23 protein-coding genes are annotated in these 26,684 nt (G+C 54.1%); 9 read left to right on the plus strand and 14 right to left on the minus strand.

Annotation, left to right across the window (positions count from 1 at the left end):
* Positions 1 to 118 precede the first annotated feature (118 nt).
* The gene (locus QMZ65_RS12765; RefSeq protein WP_034822383.1) at positions 119 to 1,225 is read right to left on the minus strand and encodes an ABC transporter substrate-binding protein; all 1,107 of its coding nucleotides are present in this window, start codon (positions 1,223 to 1,225) and stop codon (positions 119 to 121) included.
* A gap of 253 nt (positions 1,226 to 1,478) precedes the next feature.
* The gene (locus QMZ65_RS12770) at positions 1,479 to 2,234 is read right to left on the minus strand and encodes an IclR family transcriptional regulator (protein WP_097117651.1); all 756 of its coding nucleotides are present in this window, start codon (positions 2,232 to 2,234) and stop codon (positions 1,479 to 1,481) included.
* A 382-nt stretch (positions 2,235 to 2,616) separates the two neighbouring features.
* On the opposite strand from QMZ65_RS12770, the gene QMZ65_RS12775 reads away from it, so the two are divergent.
* The 6 genes from QMZ65_RS12775 to QMZ65_RS12800 all read left to right on the plus strand — a co-directional run bounded on the left by QMZ65_RS12775 (position 2,617) and on the right by QMZ65_RS12800 (position 7,419).
* Entirely contained in the window at positions 2,617 to 3,009 is a 393-nt protein-coding gene (locus QMZ65_RS12775; protein ID WP_058960439.1) for a RidA family protein, read from the plus strand.
* Positions 3,010 to 3,148: 139 nt separating this feature from the next.
* On the plus strand, positions 3,149 to 3,973 hold the full coding sequence (locus tag QMZ65_RS12780; RefSeq protein ID WP_034822375.1) for an ABC transporter substrate-binding protein: 825 nt from the start codon (positions 3,149 to 3,151) through the stop codon (positions 3,971 to 3,973).
* Between the two features lie 50 nt (positions 3,974 to 4,023).
* A complete protein-coding gene (locus QMZ65_RS12785; protein WP_045833600.1) occupies positions 4,024 to 4,761 on the plus strand; it encodes an amino acid ABC transporter permease in 738 nt (245 codons plus the stop codon).
* A complete protein-coding gene (locus QMZ65_RS12790) occupies positions 4,758 to 5,402 on the plus strand; it encodes an amino acid ABC transporter permease (RefSeq protein WP_283216109.1) in 645 nt (214 codons plus the stop codon). Before QMZ65_RS12785 ends, QMZ65_RS12790 begins: the two co-directional genes overlap by 4 nt.
* A complete protein-coding gene (locus tag QMZ65_RS12795) occupies positions 5,399 to 6,136 on the plus strand; it encodes an amino acid ABC transporter ATP-binding protein (RefSeq protein WP_034822369.1) in 738 nt (245 codons plus the stop codon). The genes QMZ65_RS12790 and QMZ65_RS12795 overlap by 4 nt, the downstream gene beginning before the upstream one ends.
* A gap of 11 nt (positions 6,137 to 6,147) precedes the next feature.
* A complete protein-coding gene (locus tag QMZ65_RS12800; protein WP_283216110.1) occupies positions 6,148 to 7,419 on the plus strand; it encodes an alanine racemase in 1,272 nt (423 codons plus the stop codon).
* 122 nt (positions 7,420 to 7,541) lie between these two features.
* Here the strand turns inward: QMZ65_RS12800 and QMZ65_RS12805 are convergent, their stop codons facing one another.
* Positions 7,542 to 8,237: an aspartate/glutamate racemase family protein gene (locus QMZ65_RS12805; RefSeq protein WP_283216111.1), complete on the minus strand. Its 696-nt coding sequence runs from the start codon at positions 8,235 to 8,237 to the stop codon at positions 7,542 to 7,544.
* 93 nt (positions 8,238 to 8,330) lie between these two features.
* Complete coding sequence (locus QMZ65_RS12810) at positions 8,331 to 10,388, minus strand: FUSC family protein (RefSeq protein WP_283216112.1); 2,058 nt, start codon at positions 10,386 to 10,388, stop codon at positions 8,331 to 8,333.
* 252 nt (positions 10,389 to 10,640) lie between these two features.
* On the opposite strand from QMZ65_RS12810, the gene QMZ65_RS12815 reads away from it, so the two are divergent.
* Complete coding sequence (locus tag QMZ65_RS12815) at positions 10,641 to 11,588, plus strand: sulfonate ABC transporter substrate-binding protein (protein WP_283216113.1); 948 nt, start codon at positions 10,641 to 10,643, stop codon at positions 11,586 to 11,588.
* Positions 11,589 to 11,621: 33 nt separating this feature from the next.
* Here QMZ65_RS12815 and QMZ65_RS12820 read toward each other — a convergent pair whose 3' ends face one another.
* Complete coding sequence (locus QMZ65_RS12820; RefSeq protein WP_160833139.1) at positions 11,622 to 12,581, minus strand: quinone oxidoreductase family protein; 960 nt, start codon at positions 12,579 to 12,581, stop codon at positions 11,622 to 11,624.
* 108 nt (positions 12,582 to 12,689) lie between these two features.
* On the opposite strand from QMZ65_RS12820, the gene QMZ65_RS12825 reads away from it, so the two are divergent.
* Positions 12,690 to 13,544, plus strand: coding sequence for a LysR family transcriptional regulator (locus QMZ65_RS12825; RefSeq protein ID WP_072226533.1), 855 nt, complete (start codon positions 12,690 to 12,692; stop codon positions 13,542 to 13,544).
* 35 nt (positions 13,545 to 13,579) lie between these two features.
* On the opposite strand, the gene QMZ65_RS12830 is transcribed toward QMZ65_RS12825, so the two are convergent.
* The 8 genes from QMZ65_RS12830 to ssuD form a co-directional block, all read right to left on the minus strand.
* On the minus strand, positions 13,580 to 14,794 hold the full coding sequence (locus QMZ65_RS12830) for an acyl-CoA dehydrogenase family protein (protein WP_283216114.1): 1,215 nt from the start codon (positions 14,792 to 14,794) through the stop codon (positions 13,580 to 13,582).
* A gap of 2 nt (positions 14,795 to 14,796) precedes the next feature.
* Positions 14,797 to 16,230 carry an MFS transporter gene (locus tag QMZ65_RS12835; RefSeq protein WP_283216115.1) on the minus strand — a complete coding sequence of 478 codons (1,434 nt, stop codon included), beginning with the start codon at positions 16,228 to 16,230 and terminating at the stop codon, positions 14,797 to 14,799.
* Positions 16,231 to 16,404: 174 nt separating this feature from the next.
* Positions 16,405 to 17,280 (minus strand): MetQ/NlpA family ABC transporter substrate-binding protein, encoded by an 876-nt coding sequence (locus QMZ65_RS12840; protein WP_283216116.1) that lies wholly within the window; start codon positions 17,278 to 17,280, stop codon positions 16,405 to 16,407.
* Entirely contained in the window at positions 17,277 to 17,975 is a 699-nt protein-coding gene (locus tag QMZ65_RS12845) for a methionine ABC transporter permease (protein ID WP_283216117.1), read from the minus strand. The genes QMZ65_RS12840 and QMZ65_RS12845 overlap by 4 nt, the downstream gene beginning before the upstream one ends.
* On the minus strand, positions 17,972 to 18,991 hold the full coding sequence (locus QMZ65_RS12850; protein ID WP_283216118.1) for a methionine ABC transporter ATP-binding protein: 1,020 nt from the start codon (positions 18,989 to 18,991) through the stop codon (positions 17,972 to 17,974). Before QMZ65_RS12850 ends, QMZ65_RS12845 begins: the two co-directional genes overlap by 4 nt.
* Positions 18,988 to 20,382 carry an LLM class flavin-dependent oxidoreductase gene (locus QMZ65_RS12855; protein WP_283216119.1) on the minus strand — a complete coding sequence of 465 codons (1,395 nt, stop codon included), beginning with the start codon at positions 20,380 to 20,382 and terminating at the stop codon, positions 18,988 to 18,990. The genes QMZ65_RS12850 and QMZ65_RS12855 overlap by 4 nt, the downstream gene beginning before the upstream one ends.
* A 75-nt stretch (positions 20,383 to 20,457) precedes the next feature.
* Positions 20,458 to 21,864, minus strand: coding sequence for an FAD/NAD(P)-binding protein (locus QMZ65_RS12860; protein WP_283216120.1), 1,407 nt, complete (start codon positions 21,862 to 21,864; stop codon positions 20,458 to 20,460).
* A gap of 14 nt (positions 21,865 to 21,878) precedes the next feature.
* Positions 21,879 to 23,051 carry an FMNH2-dependent alkanesulfonate monooxygenase gene (gene ssuD / locus QMZ65_RS12865; RefSeq protein ID WP_097117639.1) on the minus strand — a complete coding sequence of 391 codons (1,173 nt, stop codon included), beginning with the start codon at positions 23,049 to 23,051 and terminating at the stop codon, positions 21,879 to 21,881.
* Positions 23,052 to 23,327: 276 nt separating this feature from the next.
* On the opposite strand from ssuD, the gene QMZ65_RS12870 reads away from it, so the two are divergent.
* Positions 23,328 to 25,247 carry a sigma-54-dependent Fis family transcriptional regulator gene (locus tag QMZ65_RS12870; RefSeq protein WP_502921527.1) on the plus strand — a complete coding sequence of 640 codons (1,920 nt, stop codon included), beginning with the start codon at positions 23,328 to 23,330 and terminating at the stop codon, positions 25,245 to 25,247.
* A 460-nt stretch (positions 25,248 to 25,707) separates the two neighbouring features.
* On the opposite strand, the gene QMZ65_RS12875 is transcribed toward QMZ65_RS12870, so the two are convergent.
* The gene (locus QMZ65_RS12875) at positions 25,708 to 26,679 is read right to left on the minus strand and encodes a ParB family protein (protein ID WP_097117637.1); all 972 of its coding nucleotides are present in this window, start codon (positions 26,677 to 26,679) and stop codon (positions 25,708 to 25,710) included.
* Between the last annotated feature and the right edge of the window lie 5 nt (positions 26,680 to 26,684).

Here is a 26,684-nt window from a genome sequence, read left to right on the forward strand (position 1 = left end):
CACACCAAACGTTATAATTGATATGTTATAACATAACAATTACGGTTGTCATTGCGTCGAAGAAAGATTGTTGTTCAAGGCTAATAAAAAGCGGGCCGTTTCGGCCCGCTATCAAGCATTACTTGTTATCGGGATAGCTTAGATCGATCGCTTCATCCGGTAACTTAGTGAATTTTTTCACGATGGTGCGGAAGTCGGCGTTAGGCGTCAAATCGGCAAACTGTTGCGGATAAAGGTCTTTTGCCAGAATTTCCATCCCCACGATGTTGTAAGGGTGGTTATAGAAATGATGGTAAACGCCATAAACACGGCCATTTTTCACCGGCTCGATCTGTGCCAGACCGGTACGTTTCAACAGTGTCTGGAAAGTGGCATTCACCTCTTTCGGCTGCACGCCGTAGCCGAATGGCAGCACGTTGGTGTTAGGGCGCTTTGAACCGGTCATGATGTAAACGTCCGGTTTCATCGCAATAATTTTTTCCAGCGCGATAAAGCCCACGTTGCCCGGCAATAGCTCGGAACCAATATTCTTACCGCCTACGGCTTCGACTAATCCGCCCCAGCCATTGTGACTGTGAGTGAAGCAGCAGTTATCGCTGTTACCGGCAATCGGCTCAATAAACACAGTCGGTTTGTTCTTCACCTCAGCCACGCCTTTGGTGATGCGATCAAACCTCTGCTGATAGAAGTCGGTATAGGCCTTAGCCTGGCTCTCACGGTTCAACACTTTGCCCAACAGCGTGACGCTGGGTGCCGTGTTTTGCGCGGGGTGCAGTTCATAATCTACAAACACCACGGGAATATGCAGATTATTCAGCGTACTCAATACACCTGACTGTTGCAGCGCCGGTTTCGCGCGCAGTTGGGCAATCATCATGTCGGGCTTTTGCGCCAGCACGCTTTCCAGATTGACCTGGCCCTGGTCGCTGAAGCCCATATCGACAATTTTGGTCGCTTCAGGCCATTTGCCTTTCAGCAGATCCCAGGTTTGGGTGTCTTGTTTCTTCGGCAGGTTATTCCACGCCACCACACGCTTGAACGGGTCATCACGATCCAGCAGCGCCAGCGTCAAAATATCGCGGCCATCCTGCAGGATAATGTGTTGCGGTTCTTTAGTGATGGTTTGCGTGTTGCCGTCCATATCGGTGACGGTTAATGGGTAAGTGGTAGCCGAAGCCGCCGTGGAAGCCAGTAATCCCATTGCCAGTAGCAGGCGTGTTTTCATCCTAAAACTCCGTGGTAAAAAGAATAGTTATTATTATCAATTACCTTAACACAACCTTAAGGGCCGAAAATAAACGCCAGGACAATGGGTTGTAACCGAGTGTTAATGTTGAGTGATGAAGGTTGGATGGCAGATGGCAGATGGCGGATGGCGGATGGCGGATGGCGGATGGCGGATGGCGGATGGCGGATGGCGGATGGATTATCCGTTCCCTGCAGGCAGCCCGCAAGCCGCCGCAGCAGGGAAATGCGCGTCAGGTGAAATCGGACAGCTTCTGCCCGGAGGTAATCAACTCCTGCAACAGCATCTGCCGACGCTCTTGCGACGTATCACGGCTGACCATAAAGCAGATCGCCGCCACCGCCTGGCCGCTGCGTGAGCGAATCGGCGCGGCCATACAGCAGGTAAAGCTTTCGGAGAGCCCTTCCGTCATGCAATAGCCCAGCCTACCGGCATGATGGATTTCATCGAGAAACGCCTGCTTATCGAGAATCTGCCCGCTGGCCAGACGGTAATCTTCTTCTGGAATCAAATCGAGGATCGCGCTATCAGACCAGTTACTCAGCAGTAAACGCCCGGTAGCGGTCCAGGTGATGGGCACGCGTACGCCGATATCTGAGGTGATCTTGAAGGGGTGCGCGTTGCTGCTCTCGGACAGCACCACCGTGTACTTGTTGCCCTCCAGCATACAAAGCTGCACTGTTTCGCCATGGCGCGCCACAATCTCGACCATCAACTGATGCGCGCGCCGGATCAGATCGTTGTGCGCCATGTAATCCGCACCGTAATAGTGCATCTCGCGACCGAAAAACACCGCACCATCTGCATCTAATTCCACCAGCCCGGCTTCACTGAGCAAACTGACCAACTCATAAACGCTGGATCGGGGTGCGCCAGTGGCATCGATCAAATCGCGCATCGCCATCGGCTGGCGGGCAATATGCAACTGACGGAAAATATCAATAACCCGGTCAACACCGCGCGCCCGTGACGGTTTTTCATCCGGCATACGCTCACTCCCCTGTTGCATTGGTGCAATTGGAATACATGAAAAAAGAAAAGCATCATACACCCCAACGCAACAATTACCCATCCCCGTAAAAATAAAAATTAGTCACTAACGTTATATTATGGCGATCTATTTTGGGGCCTCATTTTGGCGCAACGATTTTTTGCTGACATTAAAAATGTTCGACGAAGGTCACATTCTTATTAAACGAACAACTCCGCAGTAAATTTATTTTGCGATCCCGACTACATCACAAAAAATTAAATAGCCGATCACATATTGCAAAAGCAAATCCACTGTGCAAATCTTGCCCTATCCGGTATTGCAGATTTGAGTCTTATATATCGGACATACTAACAACTCCAGAAATGAGGCAATTTGCATGACGATAAAACGTTATGGCATTGAAGGCGGGACCGGCACTGGCGGGCAAATGTTGCCCTTCGCCCGTGCGGTAGAGGCCGATGGCTGGCTGTATATTTCAGGCCAGACGCCGATGCGCGACGGTGAAGTGGTGGAAGGCGGTATCATTGAACAGACCCAGTTAGCATTTGATAACTGCCTGACCATCATGCGCGAGGCAGGTTATCGCGTGGAAGATGTGGTACACGTCACAGCCGTGCTGACCGACGCACGCTACTTCAGTTCCTTTAATAAAGTATTCAGTGAGATATTCAGTGGAAATCCACCGGCACGCATTTGCAGCGTGCAGGATTTAGTGGTCGACTGCAAAGTGGAAGTGGATATGAAATGCTTCCGCGCCGATCGTAAATAATTATTACGGTTAAAACAGGCTGACGATTTTTTATTTTCTTCGCCCACACCAGGACAGCCTGTTATTAATTGATGCTTTTCATTTTGCTGTGAAATATCGGTGTTACGCCGACTCATAACCATTTTATAGAGAGCATAAAATGAACACAACATCGCTTAAATTCGGCGCCGCTGCGCTGGCGTTACTGGTTTTAGCTGGCTGCACACCCACCGAAGAAAAAAAAGAGGCTGGCGCCGCACCGCAATCGGCCCTGCAGAACGTACTGCAACGCGGCACGCTGCGTGTCGGTGACTGCCTGAGCTTTGCCCCCTTTGGTTTTTATGACAAAGACGGCAACCCGGATGGTTATGACGTTGATTTGGCTAAAGCACTGGCCAAGGAGATGGGCGTGAAACTGGAGATGGTGAATACCACCAGCGCCAACCGTATTCCTAACCTGCAAACCAATAAAGTCGATGTGGTGTTCTGTAACTTCACACGCAATCTTGAACGCGCCAAAGAGATCGGCTTCACCAACCCGTATGTGGTGGCCAGTGAAGCGATGCTGGTGCGCAAGAACAGCGGTATCCAATCTGCGCATGATATGGCAGGCAAAACCATCGCCACAGTGAAGGGTTCAACCAATGGGGATGAAGTCCGTAACCTCGGTATTGATGTGAAAATTCAGGAATACGACTCATCGCAAGCCGCGATCCTCGCCGTGAAGCAAGGTCAGGCCGATGCGATGATCGAAGACAACAACTTCCTCGCCTATCAGGCCAAGCTCGATCCGACGTTAACCGTGACCAACGAAGCGCTGGTACCACTGGAATATAACGCCTTCGGTGTGAAACAGGGGGATCAGGTGTGGACCAACTATCTGAATGAATTCCTGTTTGAGATTAATGCATCGGGTGAAAACGCCCAACTGTATCAGAAATGGTTCGGTAGCAAGCCACGTTACCCGCTGAACCCGCAATATTGATTGATGTGCGGCGCGGCAGTTGATGCCGCGCCGTTCGAAGGAGTCAAACCATGAGTTATCAATGGCTAACCCTCTGGCGCTATGCCGACACCTTTCTTGAGGCCGCATGGCTGACACTGCAGGTGACATTGCTGGCCTTCGTGCTGGCGGTAGCATTGGGTTTATTGTCGGCATTAGCGAAATCATCGCCTGTTGCTCCCCTGCGCTGGATCAGTCACTGCTACGTCGAGTTTATTCGCAACACGCCGGTGCTGCTGCAAATTTTCATCATCTTCTTTGGCCTGCCCTCGCTGGGCATCACCATGAGTGCCTTTACCGCCGGTGTGCTGGCGCTGGGCATCAACGTTGGCGCTTACTTGTCTGAAACCTTTCGTGCCGGGATTCAATCGGTGCCAAAAGGTCAGCTCGAAGCCGCTTATATTCTCGGCATCCCGCGTCGGCAAATCTTTCTCAGCGTGGTGCTGCCGCAGGCGGCACGCGCCGTATGGCCGGCGATCATCAACAACCTGATTCAGTTGCTGCTCGGTACTTCGCTGCTTTCTGCGATTGCCCTGCCAGAATTGACCGGCACCGCCACGGTGATCAACGCCCGCACTCTGCTGTATATCCAGACCTTTAGCGTGGTCGCGCTGGTCTATCTGGTGCTGAGCAATCTGTTCTCCTGGCTGGGCACGGTGGCAGGACGGCGCATGTTCCACCCGCCGCTGGTGACCCCGGTAAAAAAGTCCGCCTGGTGGTGGGCAAAAAAATGGCTGACTAATCCAGTGAAACAGGAGAATGCGCTATGAGCGAGCTTATCATCAGCTCTTTCCCCATCCTGCTGAAAGGACTGGGTATCACGCTGTTGCTGTCCATCGCCGCCATTATCGGCAGCACGTTACTGGGCTTACTGGCGGCCGTGTTGCGCACCAGCCGATTGCCGGTCGCCAAACAGATCGCCGTACTCTATACCGAGCTGTTTCGCGGTACGCCGGTGCTGATCACGCTGATGTTCATCTACTTCGGCGTGGCCTACTTCGGTTATGAGATCAACCTGTTTGCCGCCGGGATCCTCGGTTTGAGCATCTATCAAGGTGCCTATATCGCCGAAGTGTTCCGCGCCGGGATTGAAGCGGTACCGAAAGGACAGTGGGAAGTGTCCTGGATTCTCGGGCTTTCCAAACGTCAAACCTTCATGAGCGTGGTATTGCCCCAAACCCGTGGCATCGTGTTGCCGCCGCTGGCCGGTCAGTATCTTTCGCTGATTAAAGACACCTCGATCGTCAGCATGATCGGCATGTCCGAACTGATGCATCAGGGCCAGGCGATTGTCGATCGCATCGGCCAACCGTTGGTGATTTACGGCCTGGTTGCCCTGCTCTACTTCGCCATCTGCTTCCCACTTTCACGTTGGGTTCAACATCATCAAACCAGGAGCCAGATATCATGAGCCAATCTGCGATTACGCTGAGCCGCATTACTAAATCCTTTGGCTCCACTCAGGTGCTGAAAGAGATCAGTCTGGATGTTTCACCCGGCGAAGTGCTGGTGTTAATTGGTGCATCCGGCTCAGGAAAAAGCACTGTGCTGCGCATCATGAGCGGCCTGGAAACCGCTGATGGCGGCGAAATATGGGTTAACAAAGTGCCATTGCACGACCGTAAGCGCAGCAGCGAAATTTGCGGCCATGTCGGCATGGTGTTCCAGCAGTTCAACCTGTTCCCGCACAAAACCGCGCTGGGTAACGTCACCCTGGCGCTGATTAAAGCGCAAAAACTGTCGGAAGCGGAAGCCAACAAACGCGGCATGGCGGCACTGACCCGTGTTGGGCTGGCGGAGCGCGCGCATCACTATCCGGCACAGCTTTCCGGTGGTCAGCAGCAGCGCGTCGCCATTGCGCGCGCGCTGGCGGTGGAACCGAAAATTATGTTCTTTGATGAAGCCACCTCCGCACTTGACCCAGAGCTGGTTGGCGAAGTGATGGAAGTGATGCGCAGCCTGGCGCGTGAAGGCATGACCATGGTGGTGGTGACGCACGAAATGGGCTTTGCCCGTAAAACGGCCGATCGCGTGGTGTTTATGGATCAGGGCGTTATCGCTGAGCAGGGTTCGCCGGAGCAAATCTTTGTTAATCCGCAGAACCCGCGCACTCAGCAATTCTTATCGCGCGTGCTTGAGCACTAACAGGAGCCACTATGTCGATTCGTTTTCCACTGCAGGCAGACGGTTTGCTGGATGCCCAACAACCTGCGCCACGGTTTAAATCGGTAGCGGGAGCTGGCGATCAACCGTTAAGGCCGGGCAGTAACGTTTTTACCTGTGATGAAGTGTTCTCGCCGTTGATGGTGATGAAGCAATCAGCGCTGCAGAACAACCTCCACCAGCTTGCCACGTTTTGCCAGGAGAACGGCATCATGCTGGCAGCACACGGGAAAACCTCAATGTCGCCCGCGATCTTGCGCCGCGCCATTAGCGAAGGTGGCGCGTGGGGATTGGGTGCTGCCACGCCAGCACAGGTGCGTGCGCTGCGTCAGTTTGGCATCCGCAATGTGTTTCTCGCCAATCAGCTAGTCGATCCGGCGGGCATTCGCTGGATTGGCCAATGGCAGCAGCAGCATCCCGACCACGGTTTCCTCTGCTATGTGGATTCACTGCAGGGCGTAAAATTGCTGGAACAGCATCTCGGCGATGCACAGATTTCTGTACTGCTGGAGATGTCGGTGAGTGGCGGTCGTACCGGCTGCCGTTCACAACAGGAAGCAATCAAGATTGCCGAAGCGATTAAAGACAGCCCTTCACTGCAGCTGGTGGGCGTGGCCGGTTATGAAGGTGCGCTGGGGGCGGGTCGCGATGAAGCCGGTATTCAGCGCGTGAAAGCGTATTGTCAGATGATGATCAGCACCGCTGCACTGCTGGCAGATCATCAACTCTTCAGCAGCGATCACATCATCCTCAGCGCTGGCGGTGGCGCCTGGTTTGACGTGGTGACCGAATGCTTTACTGCGGCGACATTACCGCTGCCGATGACACCCTTGATTCGGTCCGGTGCCTATATGGCGCATGATAGCGGCTTGTATGCGCGCATTGCACCCTTCGCGCAACCGGGTTCGAGCCATCACTTCGATGCAGCGCTGGAGATTTGGGGGCGGGTATTATCTCGCCCTGAACCGGGATTGGCCTTTGTCGATTTTGGTCGGCGTGATGTGCCGTTCGACCAGGATCTGCCCAATCCATTATGGATCCGCAACGCAGATGGCAGTGAACCGCGCGCGGCAACCCATCTGCGTATCAGTGACGTCAACGATCAACATGCGTATCTGCTGCTGCCCGATGATGAAACGTTGCAGCCGGGTGATTGGGTAGGATGCGGTATCTCTCATCCCTGCACCGCTTTTGATAAATGGCGCTATCTGCCACTGGTGGACGACGATTATTGCGTCACAGATTCACTGGAAACAGCATTCTGACCACAAAAAAGGCTGCCAACGTATTGGCAGCCAGTTCTGGCACATCCCTGTACGACCATGTGGGGTCAGACGTTGTGCCTTCAATGAGCATATAATAACACACAAAATAATTAGCAGGATAATTATTTTATTGACAGAGCCAGTTTCACCGCATCCTCGGCATGAATCAACGTGGTATCAAACAGCGGCACGCTGGCATCTTCGGGCTTCACCAGCAGGGTAATTTCGGTGCAACCCAAAATGATCGCTTCGGCGCCCTGCGCCACCAGCTCAGCAATCACCTCACGATAACGCGCTCGCGACGACTCACGAATAATGCCAAGACACAACTCCTGATAGATGATGTCATGCACCGTCTTCCGGCCCGATGCATCCGGTACCAGCACATCAATGCCGGACTGCGCCAGACGGCCTTTGTAGAATTCCTGCTCCATGGTAAATGCCGTCGCCAGTAAGCCCACACGCTTCACGCCAGCGGATTGAATACGCTGAGCTGTCGCATCAGCGATATGGAGCAGCGGGATAGCCACGGCACCGGTAATCTGGTCAGCGACTTTGTGCATGGTGTTAGTACAGAGCACAATGAGGTCCGCCCCGCCCTTTTCCAGACTGCGCGCGGCTTCTGCCAGAATCTCGCCGGCTCGCTGCCATTCCCCCGCCACTTGCAGCTTCTCAATTTCCTGAAAGTCGACGCTGTACATCAGGCTGCGCGCCGAGTGCAATCCGCCAAGTTGCTGCTTCACCTGTTCATTGATGATGCGGTAGTAGAGCGCCGTCGATTCCCAACTCATTCCACCGATCAAACCGATCATCTTCATCTGCGATTTTCCTTTATCAAGCCTGTTCAGCACTGTACGGGATTTGTCAGTCTGGTGCATGCCCCCAGCTTAAATACAGGGTTTGCGGCACACTTATGCGCGATCAACCTCAAGTGACGCGTTTTCCGGCCAGCGCGCTGAGGGAAACAGCGATAAGCGGATATTGAACAGATGGAACATCGGGGAAAACAACGCCTGTTCCTGTAATGTTCGCGCTTCTAAACCCAGCAGCAGGCGATTAAGTTCATGCAACAACGCCGAATGGGGCTGTGTCTGCAGGGATTTCAGCCTGCGTTTGAGGAACACACTCAGCTCATGGAACATCGCCGCACTCTCAATGCCATTCTCGATCAGTAGCGCTTTGTGCCGCGTGTAATAGTCGTAACAGTTGGCACCAAGCCAGGCCTCGGCAATCAGATTGCCGCCGGAAACCAGATCGGGCGAGGGATCGACGCGCTTACGTGGCAAGATAATGTTCACCTTATCCAGCGTACGCGCCACAAATTGCTGGCGCGCCGTCATCGTTACCGTGTTGACACGCAGCGCAGCGATAAACTGCAGCAAATCGCGCATCCCTTTACGCACCGCGCGTTTCGCCGTCCACGATGGACGCTTGTTACGAATAAGCAATGTCAGCACCAGGGCGATGACAATGCCCACCAGCGTCGAAATCATGGCGTTTACTATAAGCAGAAGATCGGGCTTGAAATGGTGGCTCATGCCAATCAGCCCCGGAATCTGCGTGGCGACGATCAGGCCAATCAAATTGGTTGCCGGGTTGGCAATCACCAATCCCAGCGCAAATAATCCGGGCGCAAGGCAGATGATCATCGCTTCAAACGTTACCGCTTGTGGTATCAACACGGTGACGTAGAGCAGACTGATCGCCATTGAGATCAATACGCCCTTCAGGAATAGCTTCATTGGCGCGATAGGACTGTCCAGCCCGGCAAAGAATGAGCAGAGTACCGCCGCCATCATTGGCGCAGTCGAGCCATCTTTCCAGCCGCTGCCGATCCAGAACAAGCAGGTGGCGAAGGTGGCCAGAAACGCAGTAAAGCAGGAAAGCAACAGCAAACCTTTATCGACATGCTTATGCGCACGCACGGTTTTTCCCGGCTTGACGGTCGGTGTCCACTCACTCACACGCTCGCTGACGCTGTGATAGGCATTGGCGATGCGCACAAAATTCAGCAGGCGCTCCAGCAATCCAATTAGTAAAATACTCTCTTCACTGTTGAGCCGCCCCTCCTGCCAGGCCTGCTTCAACTGCGCCTGTGTAACGGTCAAAACATCGTGAATCTGAACCTGGTCATCGCCGTTCAGCCATAACAAAAACTGCTGGAATGCCTCTGCAACATAGTCCGGAAAACGGATTTCCTGCTGCGCCAGCAAATTAAGCCGCGACTCAATCGCTGTCAGCGTTGGAATCAAATAGGAGAGGTGTTGATACTGCACGCTGACCAACCGCACCAGACGTCGCGCGGCATCGCCTTCATAAACACAGTGCGTAATCAGGGTTTCGACGTTGAGAGGATAGTTCGCCATCTGCACCAGAATATCTTCTCGTTCCACCGATTTATCAGCTGGCATCACCGTGACTAACTCGCTGCACAGCTTGCGCGCATTCTGGTACCACAGGCTGACGCTTTGCTCCAACAGACTGCGCATCGACACCGGCATGATTAAGCGGTGCACCAGGCTGCTGCAGATGATCGCCACCGTGATCTCTTCAATACGCGAAATCACCGTGTAGGTGATGGCCGAGGGTGACGTGACGTCGGGAAAGCCCATGATCGCCGCACTGTAACCGGCGAGCATAAACACATAGCTTTTCGGCGTGCGGTCATGCAGCGACAGATAGAGACATACCGCCACCCATAAAGAGATGCACAGGCTGAACAGCATCGGTGACTCTACCGTAGTGGGATAGATTAGCAGCGTAAACAGCCCACCCAGCAAGGTGCCGAAAAAGCGAAACACCGATTTCGATACGGTCGAACCCGAATAGAGTTGTGAGGCAACGTACACTGTAGTCAGTGACCAGGCCGGTTTATCGAGATTGAGTTCCAGAGCAATATAAAAAGCCAGAAAGGCGGCAAGACAAGTTTTGGCAGAAAACAGCACTGCGCTTTGTGAAAACCACTTCATAGAGCGAAAGAAACCCATAGCAGGCAACGTAAGCGCCTATCCTGACAGAAGCATATCGAGATGACATTTTGATTTGTTATACAAATCATTACCGTGCTAATTATCTGGACATCTATGCAAATCAAGATGACATTCTGATTACAGTGAATGATCTTGATCACAAAAAATTAGGTTATAAGCGATCGAAATTCGTTATTTATTGGTTATATAAGCGCTTTGCTATGGTGAGAAAAAATCCACGAGAGACTCATCATGCAAACAAAAATTCCTGCTCTGAGCGCGTTGGCGCTTAGCTTTGGCCTGCTCTCTGCGCACGCCTTTGCCGCTAAACCAGAAACCGTGACCATCGGCTATCAGAAAGCCAATATTTTTGCGCTGCTGAAGTATCGCGGCACGCTGGATGAAACCTTCAAGAAGGAAGGCATCAATGTCCGCTGGGTAGAATTTCCGGCCGGGCCGCAGATGCTGGAAGGGCTAAACGTGGGCAGCATCGATTTAGCCGCCACCGGCGATGCTCCACCCGCTTTCGCGCAGGCTGCCAAAGCGGATTTGATTTACCTCGGTCACTCCCCTGCTAACCCCAAAACCGAAGCCATCGTGGTACCTAAAGATTCGCCGATCAAAAGCGTGGCGGATTTGAAAGGTAAGCGCATTGGATTGAACAAGGGTTCTGACGTGAATTATTTGCTGGTGAAAGCGCTGGAAGATGCCGGACTGAATTATAAGGACGTGAAACCCGTTTACCTGCCACCAGCTGATGCGCGCGCCGCCTTCCAGAAAGGCGCGATTGATGCGTGGGTGATTTGGGATCCGTTCCTCGCAGAAGTGGAAGCGAACGCCGACGCGCGTGAAATCCGTAATGCAGAAGGTTTGGTGCCGCATTACACCTTCTATCTCGCCAGCCGCCCCTTTGCCGAAGGCCATCCTGACACCGCGAAACAGGTGGTGGATGAATTGAGCAAATTGAGTGACTGGGCGAACGCCAATCAGGATGAGGCTGCCGCGATTCTGTCCAAATCGACCGGGTTAGATAAGGCAATCTGGCAGACCACGTTGAAACGCCTGCCGTATGGCGCTACGCGTATGACGCCGCAGGTGTTCGATGAACAGCAGGCGTTAGCCGATACATTTACCCGTGTCGGACTGCTGCCGGTGAAAGTGGATGTGCGCAGTGCGACCTGGTCACTGGATAAGCAGTGACCAGATAGTGTGCGGCCTTACGGCCGCACACTGTTAAACAGTCATAAACACTCTGCCTAAACGCCCACGCGTTTCTGCTCGTTGATGCGCTTCAACCACCTTTTCCAGCGGGAAAGTACTATCGATAGGCACGATCAGTTCGCCTTTCGCCGCCATCACCATCAGTTCATTCACCAAATCGCGGGCAATCTGTTTTTCACCCCATTCTGGTCCCAGCAAGCATCCGATCAACGTAATACGGTGCAACAGCAGATATTCCGCATCGACCATCTGATTACGTCCAGCGAGAATGCCGATCAGAACCGCCGACCCGCCGTCTTTTAATACTTCAATGCCATCTGACAATGCTGCGCCGCCGATGGTATCGATCAGCAAATCCACTTTATTGCCGCCCAGCAATTCCCGCACCTGCTCGCCAGCCTGCTTGTCACCCACCACAATGGCGTCATTGAGGCCAAATTCACGTAATTTTTCCAGTGATTCGGGACGCGTACCGGTTCCAATCACCCGGGCACCCATGCGGGATGCCAGTTGGACGGCAGCCATGCCCACCCCGCCCGCCGCGCCGAGAATGAGTACGGTTTGGCCTGGCTGCAGCTGACCTAAATGAAACGCCCATGCAGCGGTGCCTGGCCCCACCGGAATGGCGGCAGCAATGCGCGCATCCAGGCCATCTGGAACAGGAAAACAGTTATAGGCAGCGACAGCGCGACGTTCTGCATAGGCACCTCGCCAGTTAAACGTTGCCACTTTCTGACCGATCTTAAATCCCGTCACGTTTGAACCGATGGCAAGAATGGTTCCTGCCGCCGCATAGCCAAGTGACTCGCCCGCTTGTAAGTGCTGACTATTGCGCGAAATGATATCGCCACCCTCAACACTAATGGCTTCCACCGCCACCAGCAGCTCATCCTGAGTAATCGAAGGTTCAACGACATCCACCAGTTGTAAAACCTCTGGACCTCCTGGTTGGGGGTAAGTGACTGCTTTCATCTCTGGTCTCCACAATGCTGAATACGAATAATGATCGGTAGATAAAGCGTAGCGAAGCTGATGATATGTTGGTAGGCTGCATTCACATGTATCAGACATAACCCCATCATGATATCGGACAATTTTGAACCCGCGCTGCTTCGTACTTTCGTTGCCGTTTGTCATCACCGCAGCCTGACACGCGCCGCCGAACAGGCCGGACGCGCCCAATCCGCACTCAGTGCACAGATTCGTCGACTAGAGGAACATACAGGCCAGCGTTTGCTGCGTCGTACAGGACGCGGCGTCGTCCCCACCAAAGAGGGAGAAGTGCTGCTCAGTTTTGCGGTGCGAATTCTCGCGTTGGGGGAAATGGCGGTCGCGCAACTGAGTGAAAGTACGCCCGCCGGCACGCTTCGCATCGGTATGTCCGAAGATGTGGCATCGAGTTTGCTCCCCTTTGCACTTGGCAGGCTGAGAAGATTGTGTCCGGGTCTGCACATCGAGCTTTCCATTGAGAGCGATCACATCCTCGCCAGACGTTGGCAGGAGAGCGCGTTTGATATGGTCTTGGGTCTGACCGCCGGTTTCAGTGAAGACCCGTTAACCAGTTGGGAGATCGACCTGCATTGGGTGTGCGGAATTGACTATCCCTGGGATAGCGCGCTGACGGTCGATGCTATTGTTTGCGGTGAACCTTGTTCATGGCGACGCTTGATGTTTGATGCGCTGATTGAAGCAGGCAAGGAGTTTAGGATCGCGGTAACCAGCTCCAACCTGGGTGCGATCATCCCCGCTGTTGAAGGCGGATTGGGTGTGGCCATGCTGCCAGCGGAACTCATTCGTCATGACAGTATGCGTCTGGTGAATGTCGCGCAGGCTCCGGTAAAAGTGACATATGGTTTGTTTGTCACGCGGCGGCCGAATTCCAATGTCACTACGGCGCTGAATGTGATTCAGGACAGTTTAAAAACGTTGTATTAGAAGTGGGCGGCTCAAGCCGCCCGGCATGAAATGTTTTACCCTTCCCCGCGCCCAATTTGCCAGATCCCTGTCGGCGGCGTCCCGTTAACCTTCCAGCCACCGATGTCACGTGCTTTATAGATCACCGGATTATGTGACGACACCGTGCGCGCATTGCGCCAGTGACGATCCAGCGCTTTACTGATGCGCGTATCCGATGCGCCGAGCGCATTAAACAACTCGGTGGCGGCACGTGGTACCAGCTCACTGGCAATCACCTGCGCCTGACCCGCTTCAGCTTCGGCCAGCGCATTCACTGCCAGAAGTTGCGCTTCGTCGCTGCTTAAGTGCGCTTCATACGCTGATTGCAGTGAATGTGCGGCGCGGATCACCGTCGCTTCGACGGCAAACGCCAGGCTGGTGATCTCACCGATGACCTGTAGCACCTGCACATCCTGACGTGATGAATCGCCGTTGCTGTGGCTGTAAATACGATTGCGAGCGGCCACCGCTTTTGCACCATCGCGTGCGACTGCCCTCCCAATCCCGGCTAGTGTTGCCAATAGCACATGTTGATAGAACGCGGTTTGATAGCGGAAACGCGTGGCGAAATCGAAGACGTGTTGCTGCTCGACGTGCGCATTTTCAAAGCGTGTGGTGCCGCTACCCGTTAAGCGTTGGCCAAAACCATCCCAATCGTCATCACGCGTTACACCGGGTTGGTGAGTGCTTACCAGAGCGATGACATCGCCCTGATTGTCATTGCGTCGAGCATACACATCAATCCAGTCTGCAAATAACGTGCCCGTGCTGTAAAACTTCTCGCCGTTGAGCGTCCAGCCATTTGCGACGGGCGTGACACGGGTAATCACATCGCCGAGTTTCACCGCGCCAATTTCAGTCCAGCCGCTGCCCACCAGCTCGCCGTCGATAAAACGGCGGAACCAGCGATCGCGCTCAGCGCTGTTGGGCTGGTTGAGGCGGTCCTCGACAAATGCAAAGTGCGCACGTAATGCCTGCGGCAGATTGGAATCAGCTTCCGCCAGTTCGGTGAGCAATTGGAACAGCTGCGGTAGCGATGCGCCCCACCCGCCCTGCTCTTTCGGGATGCGTACCGTGCCAAAGCCCGCCTCTTTTAACCAGGTGATTGCTTCATGGGGCATGGTGCGGCTGCGTTCGCGCTCCACTGCGCCTTCAGCAATACGATCAAACAGTGGACGGAATTGCGCCGCCAGCGCAGCGTAATCGGTGCCTGTTGAAAGTTGGCTCATAATCACTCCTGATGAGAAAGATCGTCGATGTCGTGGCGCGTCGGTTCGTGGCGCACCGCGAGCAGGAAAAAGATCGGGATGATGGCGGCAAGCGACACCACCCAGAACATATTGGTGCCCAGCGCCGCTTGCAGAATCGGCAGAATAAACAGCGCCAGCGCGCTGCCAATCCCTGACAGCGCACGACTGAAGCCCACGCCAGTAGCGCGAATGGAAGTTGGATAAGAGAGCGCCGGATAGACCATCAGCTGCGCGCCCGGACCAAAGCCTTCAGCAAACAGCCACAAGCCAAGCATCAGCACCGCAAACACAATCCCCGCAATCGCTTCAGGGTGCCCAATCAATGCCAATGCAATCAGTGCGAAGAATTGCAGTGCAAATCCGGCCATTGCCACATGGCGAGACGGATATTTCCAGGCCAGACGCATGCCCAGCAGACCGCCGGTGAAAGCAAACAGCGCGTTCAGGCCGAGCGATGCGGAGATCGTTTCAAACACGCCCGCGCCGAGGAACTGCGCGAGGATCGAAGGCAGGAAGAAGGCGATCGCGGTGTATTCAAACGAGATGCAGATGTTCATCACGCCTGCCACGATGGTGCGTTCACGCCAGGGTTTCTGGAACAGCACGCGGAAACTTACTTTGGGTGCCGCTTCTGCTGGTGGTGCTTCGGGTTCCGCTTCATGCGCATGAATACCGTAAGAGTCACGCAAAATGCGCACCGCAGACTTCAGATCGCCCTGATTGGCTGCCCACAGCGGTGATTCGTTCATAAATTTGCTGCGCACTGCGATGATCAACAACGCGGGAACGGCCCCGAACAGCAGCGATGCGCGCCACAACCAGTCAAGATGCTCTTCCGGTAACAGGAAGTAGAGCGCGAAGATCAGCAGGAAACACACCGTTGACGCGGCGTACCACATCGGGCACCAGGCGGCGAGTCGCGCGGCTTTGTTGCCTTTGCCTGCGAATTTAGAAAATTCCGCCAGGTAGGACATCGCCACGGGTAAATCGATACCCACGCCAATCCCCATCAGGAAACGTGCGCCAATCAGTACCCAGACATTGGGCGCTAATCCCGCTGCGATGGCCGAGACCACGAAGAACAGCATATCGGCCATAAACACCGAGTAACGGCCATATTTGTCGGTCAGCCAGCCACCAATGAGATTACCGACGATGGTGCCGACCATGATTGAGGACGTCACCAATCCGGTGAGAAGAGGAGAAAGCTGGAATTCGCGTACCACATCGTCAATTCCATAAGAGAGCGTGGTGAGATCGTAGGCATCGAGGAAGACGCCGCCGAGCGCGAGGAACACAATCATGCGCGCATAATTGTTTTTGTCACTGCGGGTGTTGATCAGCCTTGCCACATCACTGACCGAACGAACCGGCTCAGACGTCGGTAAGGTGTTTTCGAAAGAAACGGTACTCATAATGCCTCACGTTGTTTTTAGTTGTGCAGGTGAGGTTGTTATAAGCGCTTACCCTTCAGGTCCAAAGCAACAAATAGTGATATTAAATTGTTTAAAATCAATAATATAAAAAACTTTCAAACACAAAATCCCGGACGCGCATCGCGAGCCCGGGTGAAGGATAACACCAGCAAATTAGTCTGCAGAGACCGGCACTAATACGCCTTTAACTAACGGATCATCCGTCGTTTTCAGCCACTGCTGAACGCGAGGATCGGAGAACGCCTGTTTTAGCTTTACGATGTTCTCCTGCTCCAGATAGGGCGTACCAATCACCAGCTGCGAGGCAAAAGTACGCGGTGCCGGAGGGAACAGAATGCCTTTATCACGCGGCACTTTTCCGGCATCAAACTGCGAAACATAGCCAATCGCCGCGTCCACCGAATTCAACGCGCGTGGCATGGTTAGCAAATCGAGTTCTTTGAAGACGAAGCCATGCGGATTACCGATAATGTTTTTTAATTTGGCGGTACGCGGTTCAACGTTGGGATCGAGTGTGATCAAACCCTGACGTGCCAGCAGCCACAAGGCCTGGCCCTGGTTGGCGCCATCATCCGGCACCACAATGGTGGCCCCCTGCGGCAGGTCGGATATGGATTTATAGCGATCGGAGTAGACGCCAAATGCCCACTGGAACAGCGGTAAGGCAGAGGTGAGCTGGAAACCGTTGGCATCCACCACCTGCTTCAACCACCACTGGTGCTGATAGACGGTAGCCGCATATTGTCCTTGCGCCACGGCGCGATCCGCCTGCACCGGATCCTGCACGCCCACCGCTTCCAGCTTCAGACCATAATCCGGCGCGATGTGCTCGCCAACATACTCAATCAACTTCTGTTCTCCCGCCATTGCCGGTTCAAAGTGGATTTGTAGCGTGGTGCCAAAGACCACCGCTTGCGGTTGCTGACTGCGCCAGAACCCTGCGGCGGCGGCCAATGCAATGACCACTAAAATCAGTAGCAGCCACGGCCAGCGGCGCGTCTTACGTAACTCAAATTCTTGTGTTGTCATCGTGATATCCCCTGAGGATGGCGTAGAATTGCGACTAAACGGTCACCGATAAATTGAATGGTTTGTATCAAAGCGATCAGCACCACAATGGTGGCGATCATGATGTGGTTGTCGAAGCGCTGATAGCCGTACACCACGGCTAAATAACCGATACCGCCCGCGCCGATGGTGCCGGCGATGGCGGAGTACTCGATCATGGAAATCAGGTTGAGGGTGATGGCGGCAACAACAGCAGGTAATGCCTCACTCAGCTGCGCCGAACGGATGATCTGCCAGCGCGACCCGCCGCATACCAAACCCACCGAGGTCACTTCGCCTGGCAGTTCACGCAACGCGTTATCCACCAGACGACCAAAGAACGGAATGCCCGCCGCAATCATCGGCACCACCGCCGCAGGGATACCGATGGTGGTGCCGGTCAGCCAGAAGGTGAACGGGATGATCGCCGCCATTAACACCAGAAACGGCAACGAGCGTCCCATATTCACTATCCAGCTCAGCACCCGATGCACGCCGCGATGGGGAAACAGTCCACGTGCTGAGGTGTTAAACAACACCACGCCAACGATACCGCCGAGGCTCACCGCGAACAGCATCACGATGCCGACCATCAGCGCGGTCTCACCCATCGCAGGTAACATCAATGCCGGAATTTCCAGCCACGGCGTGTCCTGACTTATCACGGAAACGCTCATACCGCCTCCCGCAGCTGATGTACGCTGCCCGAGACGCTGGCAACCAGTCCAAACTGTTCGAGCTGCGCCAGCAATCGCGCCAGTGGCACACGCTCTTGCTGGAAGTGAATGCCCACCTGCAAGCGTCCGGCCTGGATACCATTGACCTGCTCAACGTGCGCGCCAAGCAGATCGATGCGCAGATTGAACTGCACACTCAGACGCGAGATCCAGTCGCTGATGACCGGTACATCTGTGCGATAACTCAGTTGCAGAATCAATTCCGCCACGCCAGGTTGCGCCACCAGTGGGAATAGACGTTGCCCCAGCGAGGAATCGGGCTGCGCCAGTAACTGTTTCAGCACGCCATACTGCACAATCTGCCCATCGCGAATTTCGGCAACCGCATCCGCCGCCTGACGCACTGCATCCATCTCGTGGGTGATCAGCACGATTGCCAGCTTATAGTCGTCACGCAGTTTCTTTAGCAAATCCAGCACCGCAACCGTGGCTTCAGGATCGAGACCAGAAGTCGCTTCGTCGGCCAGCAGCACGGAAGGCTTTAGTGCCAAGGCTCGCGCGATGCCAATCCGTTGACGCTGTCCCCCCGAAAGCTGGTCGGGATACGCTTTGGCTTTATGGCTCAGACCAACACTCTCCAGCAACTCACCCACGCGTGCGGAAATATCCCGCTCGACCACGCCGAGATAACGCAACGGCAGCGCGATGTTTTCCCAGGCGCTTTTGCGCTGCAATAGGGCAGAAGATTGAAAAACGGTGCCAATCGAACGGCGCGCGCGACGCAGTGCTTCGCCATTCAGCCGCGAGAGATCGCTGCCATTGATGCGAATACTGCCCGCGCTGGGCTGCTCCAGTAAACTGATGCACTTCGCCAGCGTGGATTTGCCCGCTCCGCTGGGCCCAACGACTGCAGTGATATGGGCCTGCGGGACCTGTAAGTTGATGGATTTCAGCACCTCGGTGACGCGCCCGTCAGCGGTGCGATAATGCTTGCTCAGCTGGTCAATTTCGATCATATGACCTCCTGCTGCGCCGCACTTTTCACCCGATAGCCCACGCCAGGATGCGGTGCGGTTAACTGTGGTCCGGCGTTAAACAGCTTCTCGCGCAGCGTACCTTCCGCATACGCATTCTTATAAACACCGCGCTTTTGCAGCTCTGGGATCAGCAGTTCAACCACATCCTCAAAGGTTTCATGCGTTAATGCGTAGGCGAGGTTGAAACCATCAACGTCAGTGTCTTCCACCCAGCTTTGTAGTTCGTCGGCGACGGTTGCTGCACTGCCGACAATCAGCGGGCCAAAGCCGCCAATGCCCACCCAATCCGCCAGCGCTTTTACCGTCCACTGACGATCAGGATCGGCGGTGGAGAAGGTTTCGACGGCTGATTGGATGGCATTGGTGTGAAGGTACTTCAGCACCTGGTCAGGTTGATATTGACCGAAGTCGATACCGGTCCAGCCGGATACCAGTGCCAGTGCCCCCTCGTAACTGACATAGCTTTGGTATTCTTTCCACTTCGCCTGCGCGGCGGCATCGGTCTCCCCGACGATTACCGTTTGCAGATTGAAGATCAGGATACTGCGCGGATCGCGCCCTGCTTCTTCTGCACGGCGACGAATATCCGCGACGGTTTTCTTCAGCAGCACTTTCGACGGCGCGGCAACAAACACGCATTCCGCGTGCTCAGCGGCAAACTGTTTGCCTCGGCTCGATGCACCGGCCTGGTATAGCACTGGCGTGCGCTGCGGCGACGGCTCGCACAGGTGAATGCCCGGTACGTTGAAGAAGGTGCCCTGGTGATTGATGGGGTGAATTTTGCGGGGATCGCTGAAGATACGCCGTTCACGATCGCGCAATACCGCATCCTGTTCCCAACTGCCTTCCAGCAGCTTGTACACCACCTGCAAATATTCATCGGCATAGTCGTAGCGGCTGTCGTGATCGCTCTGCGCCTGATGACCAATATTGCGCGCCCCGCTCTCCAGATACGAGGTCACAATATTCCAGCCGATGCGTCCTTTGGTCAGGTGATCGAGCGTCGATAAACGGCGCGCAAAGGGATAAGGATGCTCAAACGATAGCGATGCGGTGAGACCAAAGCCGAGATGCTCGGTCACCAGCGCCATTGGGGTAATCAACGCCAGCGGATCGTTGACCGGTACCTGCGTCGCCTGACGAATCGCGGCATCGCCATTCCCGTTCAGCACATCGTAAATACCCAACACATCGGCGATAAACAAACCGTCAAATTTGCCACGCTCCAGCAGGCGCGCCAAATCGACCCAGTACTCCAGATCTTTGTATTGCGAGGAACGGTCGCGCGGATGCGCCCACAAACCCGGTGACTGGTGTCCGACACAGTTCATATCAAAAGCATTCAGGCGAATTTCACGTTGCGATGGCATAGCAATCTCCATAGCGAGGCCGTGATCGTACGACGACCCGGCGTTCGTTAGTGTGTTTTTAGGATGTTTGAGAGATTAAGAAGCGTAAGGGGGACATCGCTCGTCTTGAGCGATGTGAAGATCTTCAAGAATTTGCTGAGCAACGGCAGCGGCGTGATCGGCAACCTGTGGCAGGCCCATCAACTCACCGAAACGCGCGCGGGCGGCGGGTCCGACTACGAGCAGGCGGGCGTTGGGCAAGCCTTGGTGATTCAGTGCGTGTGACTGCGCATCAACGTCGAGGCCAAAGCCAAGCTGATCACCGCGAATCAGGCCTTGATCACTCAACGAACGCAACAGCGGCTGACTTTGAGTCAGCGCATCATGCCCCGGTCCGGTGGTAACGATCAGATGATCGAGCAGGCGGGTTTCCGTTTCACCCTGGCGTGTGCGCAGCGTGATTGCTAGCTGGGGGCCCTGAGCAGTGATGGTGTCCAGTCTGGCTGCCAGCACCTGCAAACTCTCCTGCTGCTGTCGTCTGATGATTTCCGCTGACACCTGCGGCGCGATACGATAACGATGTACATCCCACCACGAACGCAGATGGCGCACAAAGCGCTGCTGCTCGCGCAGCGGCAAGGTTTGCCAGATGGTTTGGCCCTGTGCGCGTACATCGTCCAGCACGCGTTGCCAGGGTAATTGCTGCCGTGCCGCTCGGGCAACCTCATCCCTGATGTGATGCAGCCACAGACGCGCGCTGGGGACGTTCTGAGGTGCTATCGTCCATTCAGGCCACTCACCCTGCAGATTGGCGCGTGAGAGTTGTCCACGGCGTGAGAAAGCGGTTAACGGGCCTCGATGATGCCGAGTGCCTAATGAAGCAACCACATCCGCCATACTCAGGCCGGTTCCGATAATGGCCACGGTGGCGTCAGGATCTATCGCATCCAGCACGCCGGCTTGCCATGGATTGGCAATGAGCGCTGGGTGATGGGCAAAGGGCTGCAGCGAGCGAGGCAAGGATGGCGGTGGGTGACTGATCGCTAACGCCAGCACATCGCCCTGTAGCGTCACGCCATTGCTGAGTAACAGTTGCTGCCCTTCCCATGCCATGGCACTGGCCTGAACGTGCCGTAACTCAATCTGCGGATGCCGTTCTGCCGCAAGGGCAAACTGCTCTGCCAGATAGCGACCAAACATCGCGCGCTGCGGATAGACTGATCCGTCATCACAATGGGCTACTGAATCCAGTGAACACTCAGGCTGCTGACGATACCAGCGGTCAAAGGCGCCCTGCTCATCGCCGCTGAGTTGCATGCGCGAGGCAGGTACATTGATGCGATGCGCCGGTTCCTGCGTGGAGTAGGCCACCCCACCGCCCAGTTGCTCACGCGGTTCGACCACTGTAATCAGTAACGGAGAGGACGATTGCCGCGCGAGATGAATCGCCAGCGCCGTTCCGCTGAACCCGCCACCTGTGATGATAATGTGAGGTCGTGCCATCGTCTTCTCCTGCATTAGCTGGCGCTCGCCTGTTTTGAAGGACGTTTATCGCCACCAATGGTTTCGCCAAACGGGCCGGTGTTAATGGTGCGCGCACGCTGCTGCTGACCATTTGCCAGCGGTAATAGCGGCAGCAGCAATTCTGCCACACGATGCGCCTCTTCAAGATGCGGATATCCCGACAGGATGAAGTTGGTCACACCCAGTGCCTGATATTCCCGTATGCGTTCGGCAACCTGCTCAGGACTTCCTACCAATGCCGTTCCGGCTCCGCCGCGCACCAGACCAACGCCTGCCCATAAGTTTGGTGAGATGTAGAGATTATCGCGCGAGCCTTTGTGCAGCGCGCTCATCCGTGCCTGACCTGCAGAGTCCATACGCGCAAAAATCTTCTGCGCCTGCGCGATGGTGTCTTCATCCAAATGACCGATTAATTTCTCTGCCGCCGCTTTCGCTTCCTGTTCCGTTTCACGCACGATGACATGCAGGCGGATGCCGTATTCCAGTTTGCGCCCGCGCGCTGTAGCACGTTCACGGACGACTGCCAGCTTTTCTGCGACCTGCTCCGGGGGCTCACCCCAGGTCAGATAGGTATCGATTTGCTCAGCGGCGACATCAATCGCGGCCTCCGACGAGCCGCCAAAATAGAGTGGTGGGCCATTTTCCTGCACTGGCGGGAACAACACCTCTGCTCCTTCAACGTGAATATGCTGCCCTTCATAGTCAACCTTCTCTCCACGCATTAAACGGCTATACACATCGAGAAACTCTTTGGTGACTTCATAGCGTTCACTGTGATTGAGAAAGATGCCGTCGCCTTTGTTCTCAACCGGGTCACCGCCCGTCACCACGTTAATCAGCAAACGTCCTTCAGAGAGGCGATCCAGGGTTGTGGCCATACGCGCGGCCAGTGTCGGCGGTTGAAGTCCAGGGCGAACGGCAACCAGGTAACGCAGTCTTTTAGTGATGGGTGCCAGTGCAGAAGCAACCAGCCATGAATCTTCGCAACTTTTGCCGGTGGGAATCAGCACACCGTAGTAACCGAGATTGTCGGCGGCCAATGCCACCTGCTGTAAGTAAGCTAAATCAACCGGGCGCCCACCTTCTGTGGTGCCGAGATAGCGACCGTCACCGTGCGTCGGGAGAAACCAGAAGACATTGATGTTCTTGTTTGCGGATTCGGCCATTATGCTTTTCCTATATAACTTTATTAAAAAATGATCATTTTGAGATGTTTTTTTAGTTATATAGCTGTTAGCGAAAAACGTGCCAGCTTTGATTCTCCTGATAATGACGCTATTTCAGCGGGTTAGGCCCCTACTGCTGTTTGTGTTTGTTGCATCGGCAACTTACCGCCTACAGCTATTCCTGCATATGCAACTGCTTATGCTTTTTTCCTGCTGTTCACAGTGAATAGCAACGATTAGCGTGTGCTGATACTCCTTAATGGACATCAAAAGATGCTGACCAACTATAGCAATTACGCTGATTCACCGCGTTTAGTCGACCCGGCTTCTCTCGCTTTTCAATCATTGCTCGACAAATTCGCCCCCACTGACGCCACGGTATTGATTGTCGGCGAGACCGGCACGGGTAAGGAAGTTGTCGCACGCTATCTCCATCATCATAGCCAACGCCGCCATGGCCCCTTTCTCGCCGTTAACTGCGGTGCTTTAACTGAAAGTCTTGCCGAAGCCGAACTCTTTGGTCATGAGAAAGGGGCATTTACCGGCGCGACCCAGGCGCATCCCGGTTGGTTTGAATCTGCGCAGGGCGGCACTCTGCTGCTGGATGAGATTGGAGAGCTGAGTTTGTCGCTACAGGTCAAGTTACTACGCGTATTACAGGAGCGCGAGATTACGCGCGTGGGTTCGCGCAAGCCGATTAAAGTCGATGTGCGTGTTATTGCGGCCACCCATGTTGATTTGGCACAGGCGATCCGCGAACGGCGATTTAGGGAAGACCTTTACTATCGCCTCAATATTGCGGTGGTGCCGCTGCCTCCGTTGCGACAGCGTCGTGATGATATCCCGCTGCTGGCGCAGCATTTCCTTTCGCTGTATGCACGTCGTTTAGGTCGACCGGTGCGTCGTTTGTCACCGGATGCTTTAGAAGTGCTACTGGAGTACAGTTGGCCGGGCAATATTCGCGAGCTGGAAAATACGCTTCACAACGCAGTACTTTTGAGTCGGGAGGAGACGCTAACGCCAGCTCATTTGCGACTGACAAGATACAATGAACAGGGATTTAACAACGCGGAAGCATCAACGCTTGATAACTTCCTGCGTCAACAACTCTCCACTAAGCCCAATCAACTGTTTGATCGCGTCATCACCAGCCTGATTACTCACGCGCTGGATTTCACTGAACACAATCAGACACAGGCCGCGGCGTTGCTTGGCATCAGCCGCCACACGCTGCGTACTCATCTTGCTCACCAGGGAATGATAAAAGGACGGCGTAAGGCGGCGAGTTGCATTGCAACTGCCTCTGCTGATGAGCCTCATCAGGAACGCGAATTACGTATCGGTTATCAAAAATTCGGTAATCTTGGGGTATTAAAAGCACGGCAAAGTCTTGAGCAGTGCTTTGCACAGCAGGGCGTCAGCGTGTTGTGGAGCGAATTTCCTGCCGGGCCTCAACTGCTTTATGCCTTACAAAATAACGAGATCGATTTCGGTACCACCGGCGAGGTGCCGCCTATTTTCGCCCAGGCGAATGGCAATGCAGTGACCTACATCGCCTGGGAACCCCCTGCGCCCAGTAGCGTGGGGATAGTTGTCCCAATCGATAGCGATATCCGTAGCATTGCTGATTTACGTGGTAAACGTATTTCGGTCAATAAAGGTTCTAACGTTCACTGGTTATTGCTGCAGCTGCTGGAAGAAGCAGGTATCGCCCTTGATGAACTCAAAGTGGTGTATGCGCCGCCGAAATATCCTCTGACGGCCAGTGATTATCTGGCGGTCGATGCATGGATGATGTGGGACCCCTTACTCAGTGCGGCGGAGAGCAATCCTGAGTTGCGCGTGCTGGCCAACGGTGAGGGGCGTGTGCGCAACCACCAATTTTATCTGGCACGTCGCGATTATGTGGAAAAACATCACGACGTGGCCCATCAGCTAGTGGAGAGTTTACAGCAGACCGGCATTTTTATTGATAATCATCGGCAGAAAGCTGCTGGTCTGCTTGCGCAGGAATTGGGTCTTGACCTTTTGGCCGTTGAAAGAGCTTTAACACGACGCAGTCATAGAACCCGTTCAATGGTATTTGAAGTGATTAAAGAGCAACAAATCATCGCCGATCGTTTTTATGCATTGGGTCTGATAAACAAGCCTGTACGTGTTCGGGAAGCGGTTTGGCAATCGCCCAGCGTTTTGTAACTTACAGCCTAACGGCCCGAATAAAGTTATCCACCTTTTCTGTGGATAAATCATTGAATATCATCTGGCTAAACCGGGTTAGTACCCTCGATGCAGCGCTGAAATTTGCTGAAATGCTGGCGATTTCAGCCTGAAATTAAATTAAAAAACACTTTTAATTCAATTCATTAGATGTGAAATCCTGATGGCGAATGAAGAAAATTTCAGGGCATTCGCAATCTGAGTTCCTCTCCTGGATAGCCTTTGTTGCTTTCCTATCCAGCTGGTTATTTTGCCTTCACCACAGATTCACTAAACTCTACGGCGCAAGATTGTTATGCATATAGACGGTGAAAAAGTTGGCGATTTCAGCCTGAAATTTCTACACAGGTTAGTTATTTTTCATACAGTTAGCGATGAAATAGCACTGGCGAAAAGCTGAAATTCAGGCAAAAAAAAACCGCCCGAAGGCGGCATTTCGCTACTGATTGAGATATTTATTGAGTGTCTCGTTTATCACCCGATCCAGCTCATCTTGTAATTCTTTCGACTGGCGATTGAATTCGTAGCTGAACATGCGGCCGCGTGTCTTCTTGCGGGCATAACGATCTTTATCAGCAAACGTCCAGAGAGGCGTGGCGACCGCTTTTTCCTTTGCTGGCGACTGGATTAGTGTTTGGCTCCCATTACGCACCAGACGCAAAATCCCATTTTTTACTTCATCTTCAGCCAGACCATCACGTGCGCAGACCGTATCGACATCCATGCCAATGGTATCAATTAAGGCTTCAACCGACTGACCAATCTCCTGAAGCTTCTCATACGCCTGCAGCAGCGTTTTGTAATCCGGGTATGTTAACTCCGAATGATTTGGGAACAGGGTAACCAACTCCAGTGGTACGCTCGCGGCTTGCAACGCACGCGTAACTTTTGCCTGCGAGAGGCCTTCGCTCTGAGCAATCTCTTTCTGTGACAGGCCGCTCTCTTTTAATGACAGCAGGCGCATCCCCACTTCACGCAGATTATGTTCGCGTGCGGTTTGGATGTCCTGCGCCAGGCGACGTGCTTCATCTGCCGTGATGGCAACCTCAGTGACCAGCACATCCAGCCCAGTTTTGCAGTGCAGAGCGGCGGCACGGCGGCGGGAACCATCCAAAATTTCGATACGGTCGCCGCGTTTCACACCAATAGCAGGGAAGAACTGCTGCAATTTAATGGTGCGGATAATGTCGCGCAGCGATTCAGGCGTCAAGCCTGACTGGTCGCGGCCATTCGTTTCCATTACCACATAGGTTTTTTCTTCAATTTCCTTCGCCGTAATGTGTTCAAGCGTGAACAGGGCACGTTTACCGGTCGAAAGGATAAAGGTTTGAGAATGTCCGTCTGAGGCATCCTCAGTCTGCAAAGGTGTCTGGCTGAAGGTACGGCCAATCGTAATTCGTTTTGCGCTCATAGTAA

The organism is Pantoea sp. EABMAA-21 (genome assembly GCF_030053335.1).
GTDB lineage: Bacteria > Pseudomonadota > Gammaproteobacteria > Enterobacterales > Enterobacteriaceae > Pantoea > Pantoea communis.

Bases quoted from the DNA above. Each gene is read 5' to 3' on its own strand.
- QMZ65_RS12765 (WP_034822383.1), bottom strand. From the start codon at position 1,225: ATGAAAACACGCCTGCTACTGGCAATGGGATTACTGGCTTCCACGGCG.
- QMZ65_RS12770 (WP_097117651.1), bottom strand. From the start codon at position 2,234: ATGCCGGATGAAAAACCGTCACGGGCGCGCGGTGTTGACCGGGTTATT.
- QMZ65_RS12775 (WP_058960439.1), top strand. From the start codon at position 2,617: ATGACGATAAAACGTTATGGCATTGAAGGCGGGACCGGCACTGGCGGG.
- QMZ65_RS12780 (WP_034822375.1), top strand. From the start codon at position 3,149: ATGAACACAACATCGCTTAAATTCGGCGCCGCTGCGCTGGCGTTACTG.
- QMZ65_RS12785 (WP_045833600.1), top strand. From the start codon at position 4,024: ATGAGTTATCAATGGCTAACCCTCTGGCGCTATGCCGACACCTTTCTT.
- QMZ65_RS12790 (WP_283216109.1), top strand. From the start codon at position 4,758: ATGAGCGAGCTTATCATCAGCTCTTTCCCCATCCTGCTGAAAGGACTG.
- QMZ65_RS12795 (WP_034822369.1), top strand. From the start codon at position 5,399: ATGAGCCAATCTGCGATTACGCTGAGCCGCATTACTAAATCCTTTGGC.
- QMZ65_RS12800 (WP_283216110.1), top strand. From the start codon at position 6,148: ATGTCGATTCGTTTTCCACTGCAGGCAGACGGTTTGCTGGATGCCCAA.
- QMZ65_RS12805 (WP_283216111.1), bottom strand. From the start codon at position 8,237: ATGAAGATGATCGGTTTGATCGGTGGAATGAGTTGGGAATCGACGGCG.
- QMZ65_RS12810 (WP_283216112.1), bottom strand. From the start codon at position 10,388: ATGAAGTGGTTTTCACAAAGCGCAGTGCTGTTTTCTGCCAAAACTTGT.
- QMZ65_RS12815 (WP_283216113.1), top strand. From the start codon at position 10,641: ATGCAAACAAAAATTCCTGCTCTGAGCGCGTTGGCGCTTAGCTTTGGC.
- QMZ65_RS12820 (WP_160833139.1), bottom strand. From the start codon at position 12,581: ATGAAAGCAGTCACTTACCCCCAACCAGGAGGTCCAGAGGTTTTACAA.
- QMZ65_RS12825 (WP_072226533.1), top strand. From the start codon at position 12,690: ATGATATCGGACAATTTTGAACCCGCGCTGCTTCGTACTTTCGTTGCC.
- QMZ65_RS12830 (WP_283216114.1), bottom strand. From the start codon at position 14,794: ATGAGCCAACTTTCAACAGGCACCGATTACGCTGCGCTGGCGGCGCAA.
- QMZ65_RS12835 (WP_283216115.1), bottom strand. From the start codon at position 16,230: ATGAGTACCGTTTCTTTCGAAAACACCTTACCGACGTCTGAGCCGGTT.
- QMZ65_RS12840 (WP_283216116.1), bottom strand. From the start codon at position 17,280: ATGACAACACAAGAATTTGAGTTACGTAAGACGCGCCGCTGGCCGTGG.
- QMZ65_RS12845 (WP_283216117.1), bottom strand. From the start codon at position 17,975: ATGAGCGTTTCCGTGATAAGTCAGGACACGCCGTGGCTGGAAATTCCG.
- QMZ65_RS12850 (WP_283216118.1), bottom strand. From the start codon at position 18,991: ATGATCGAAATTGACCAGCTGAGCAAGCATTATCGCACCGCTGACGGG.
- QMZ65_RS12855 (WP_283216119.1), bottom strand. From the start codon at position 20,382: ATGCCATCGCAACGTGAAATTCGCCTGAATGCTTTTGATATGAACTGT.
- QMZ65_RS12860 (WP_283216120.1), bottom strand. From the start codon at position 21,864: ATGGCACGACCTCACATTATCATCACAGGTGGCGGGTTCAGCGGAACG.
- ssuD (WP_097117639.1), bottom strand. From the start codon at position 23,051: ATGGCCGAATCCGCAAACAAGAACATCAATGTCTTCTGGTTTCTCCCG.
- QMZ65_RS12875 (WP_097117637.1), bottom strand. From the start codon at position 26,679: ATGAGCGCAAAACGAATTACGATTGGCCGTACCTTCAGCCAGACACCT.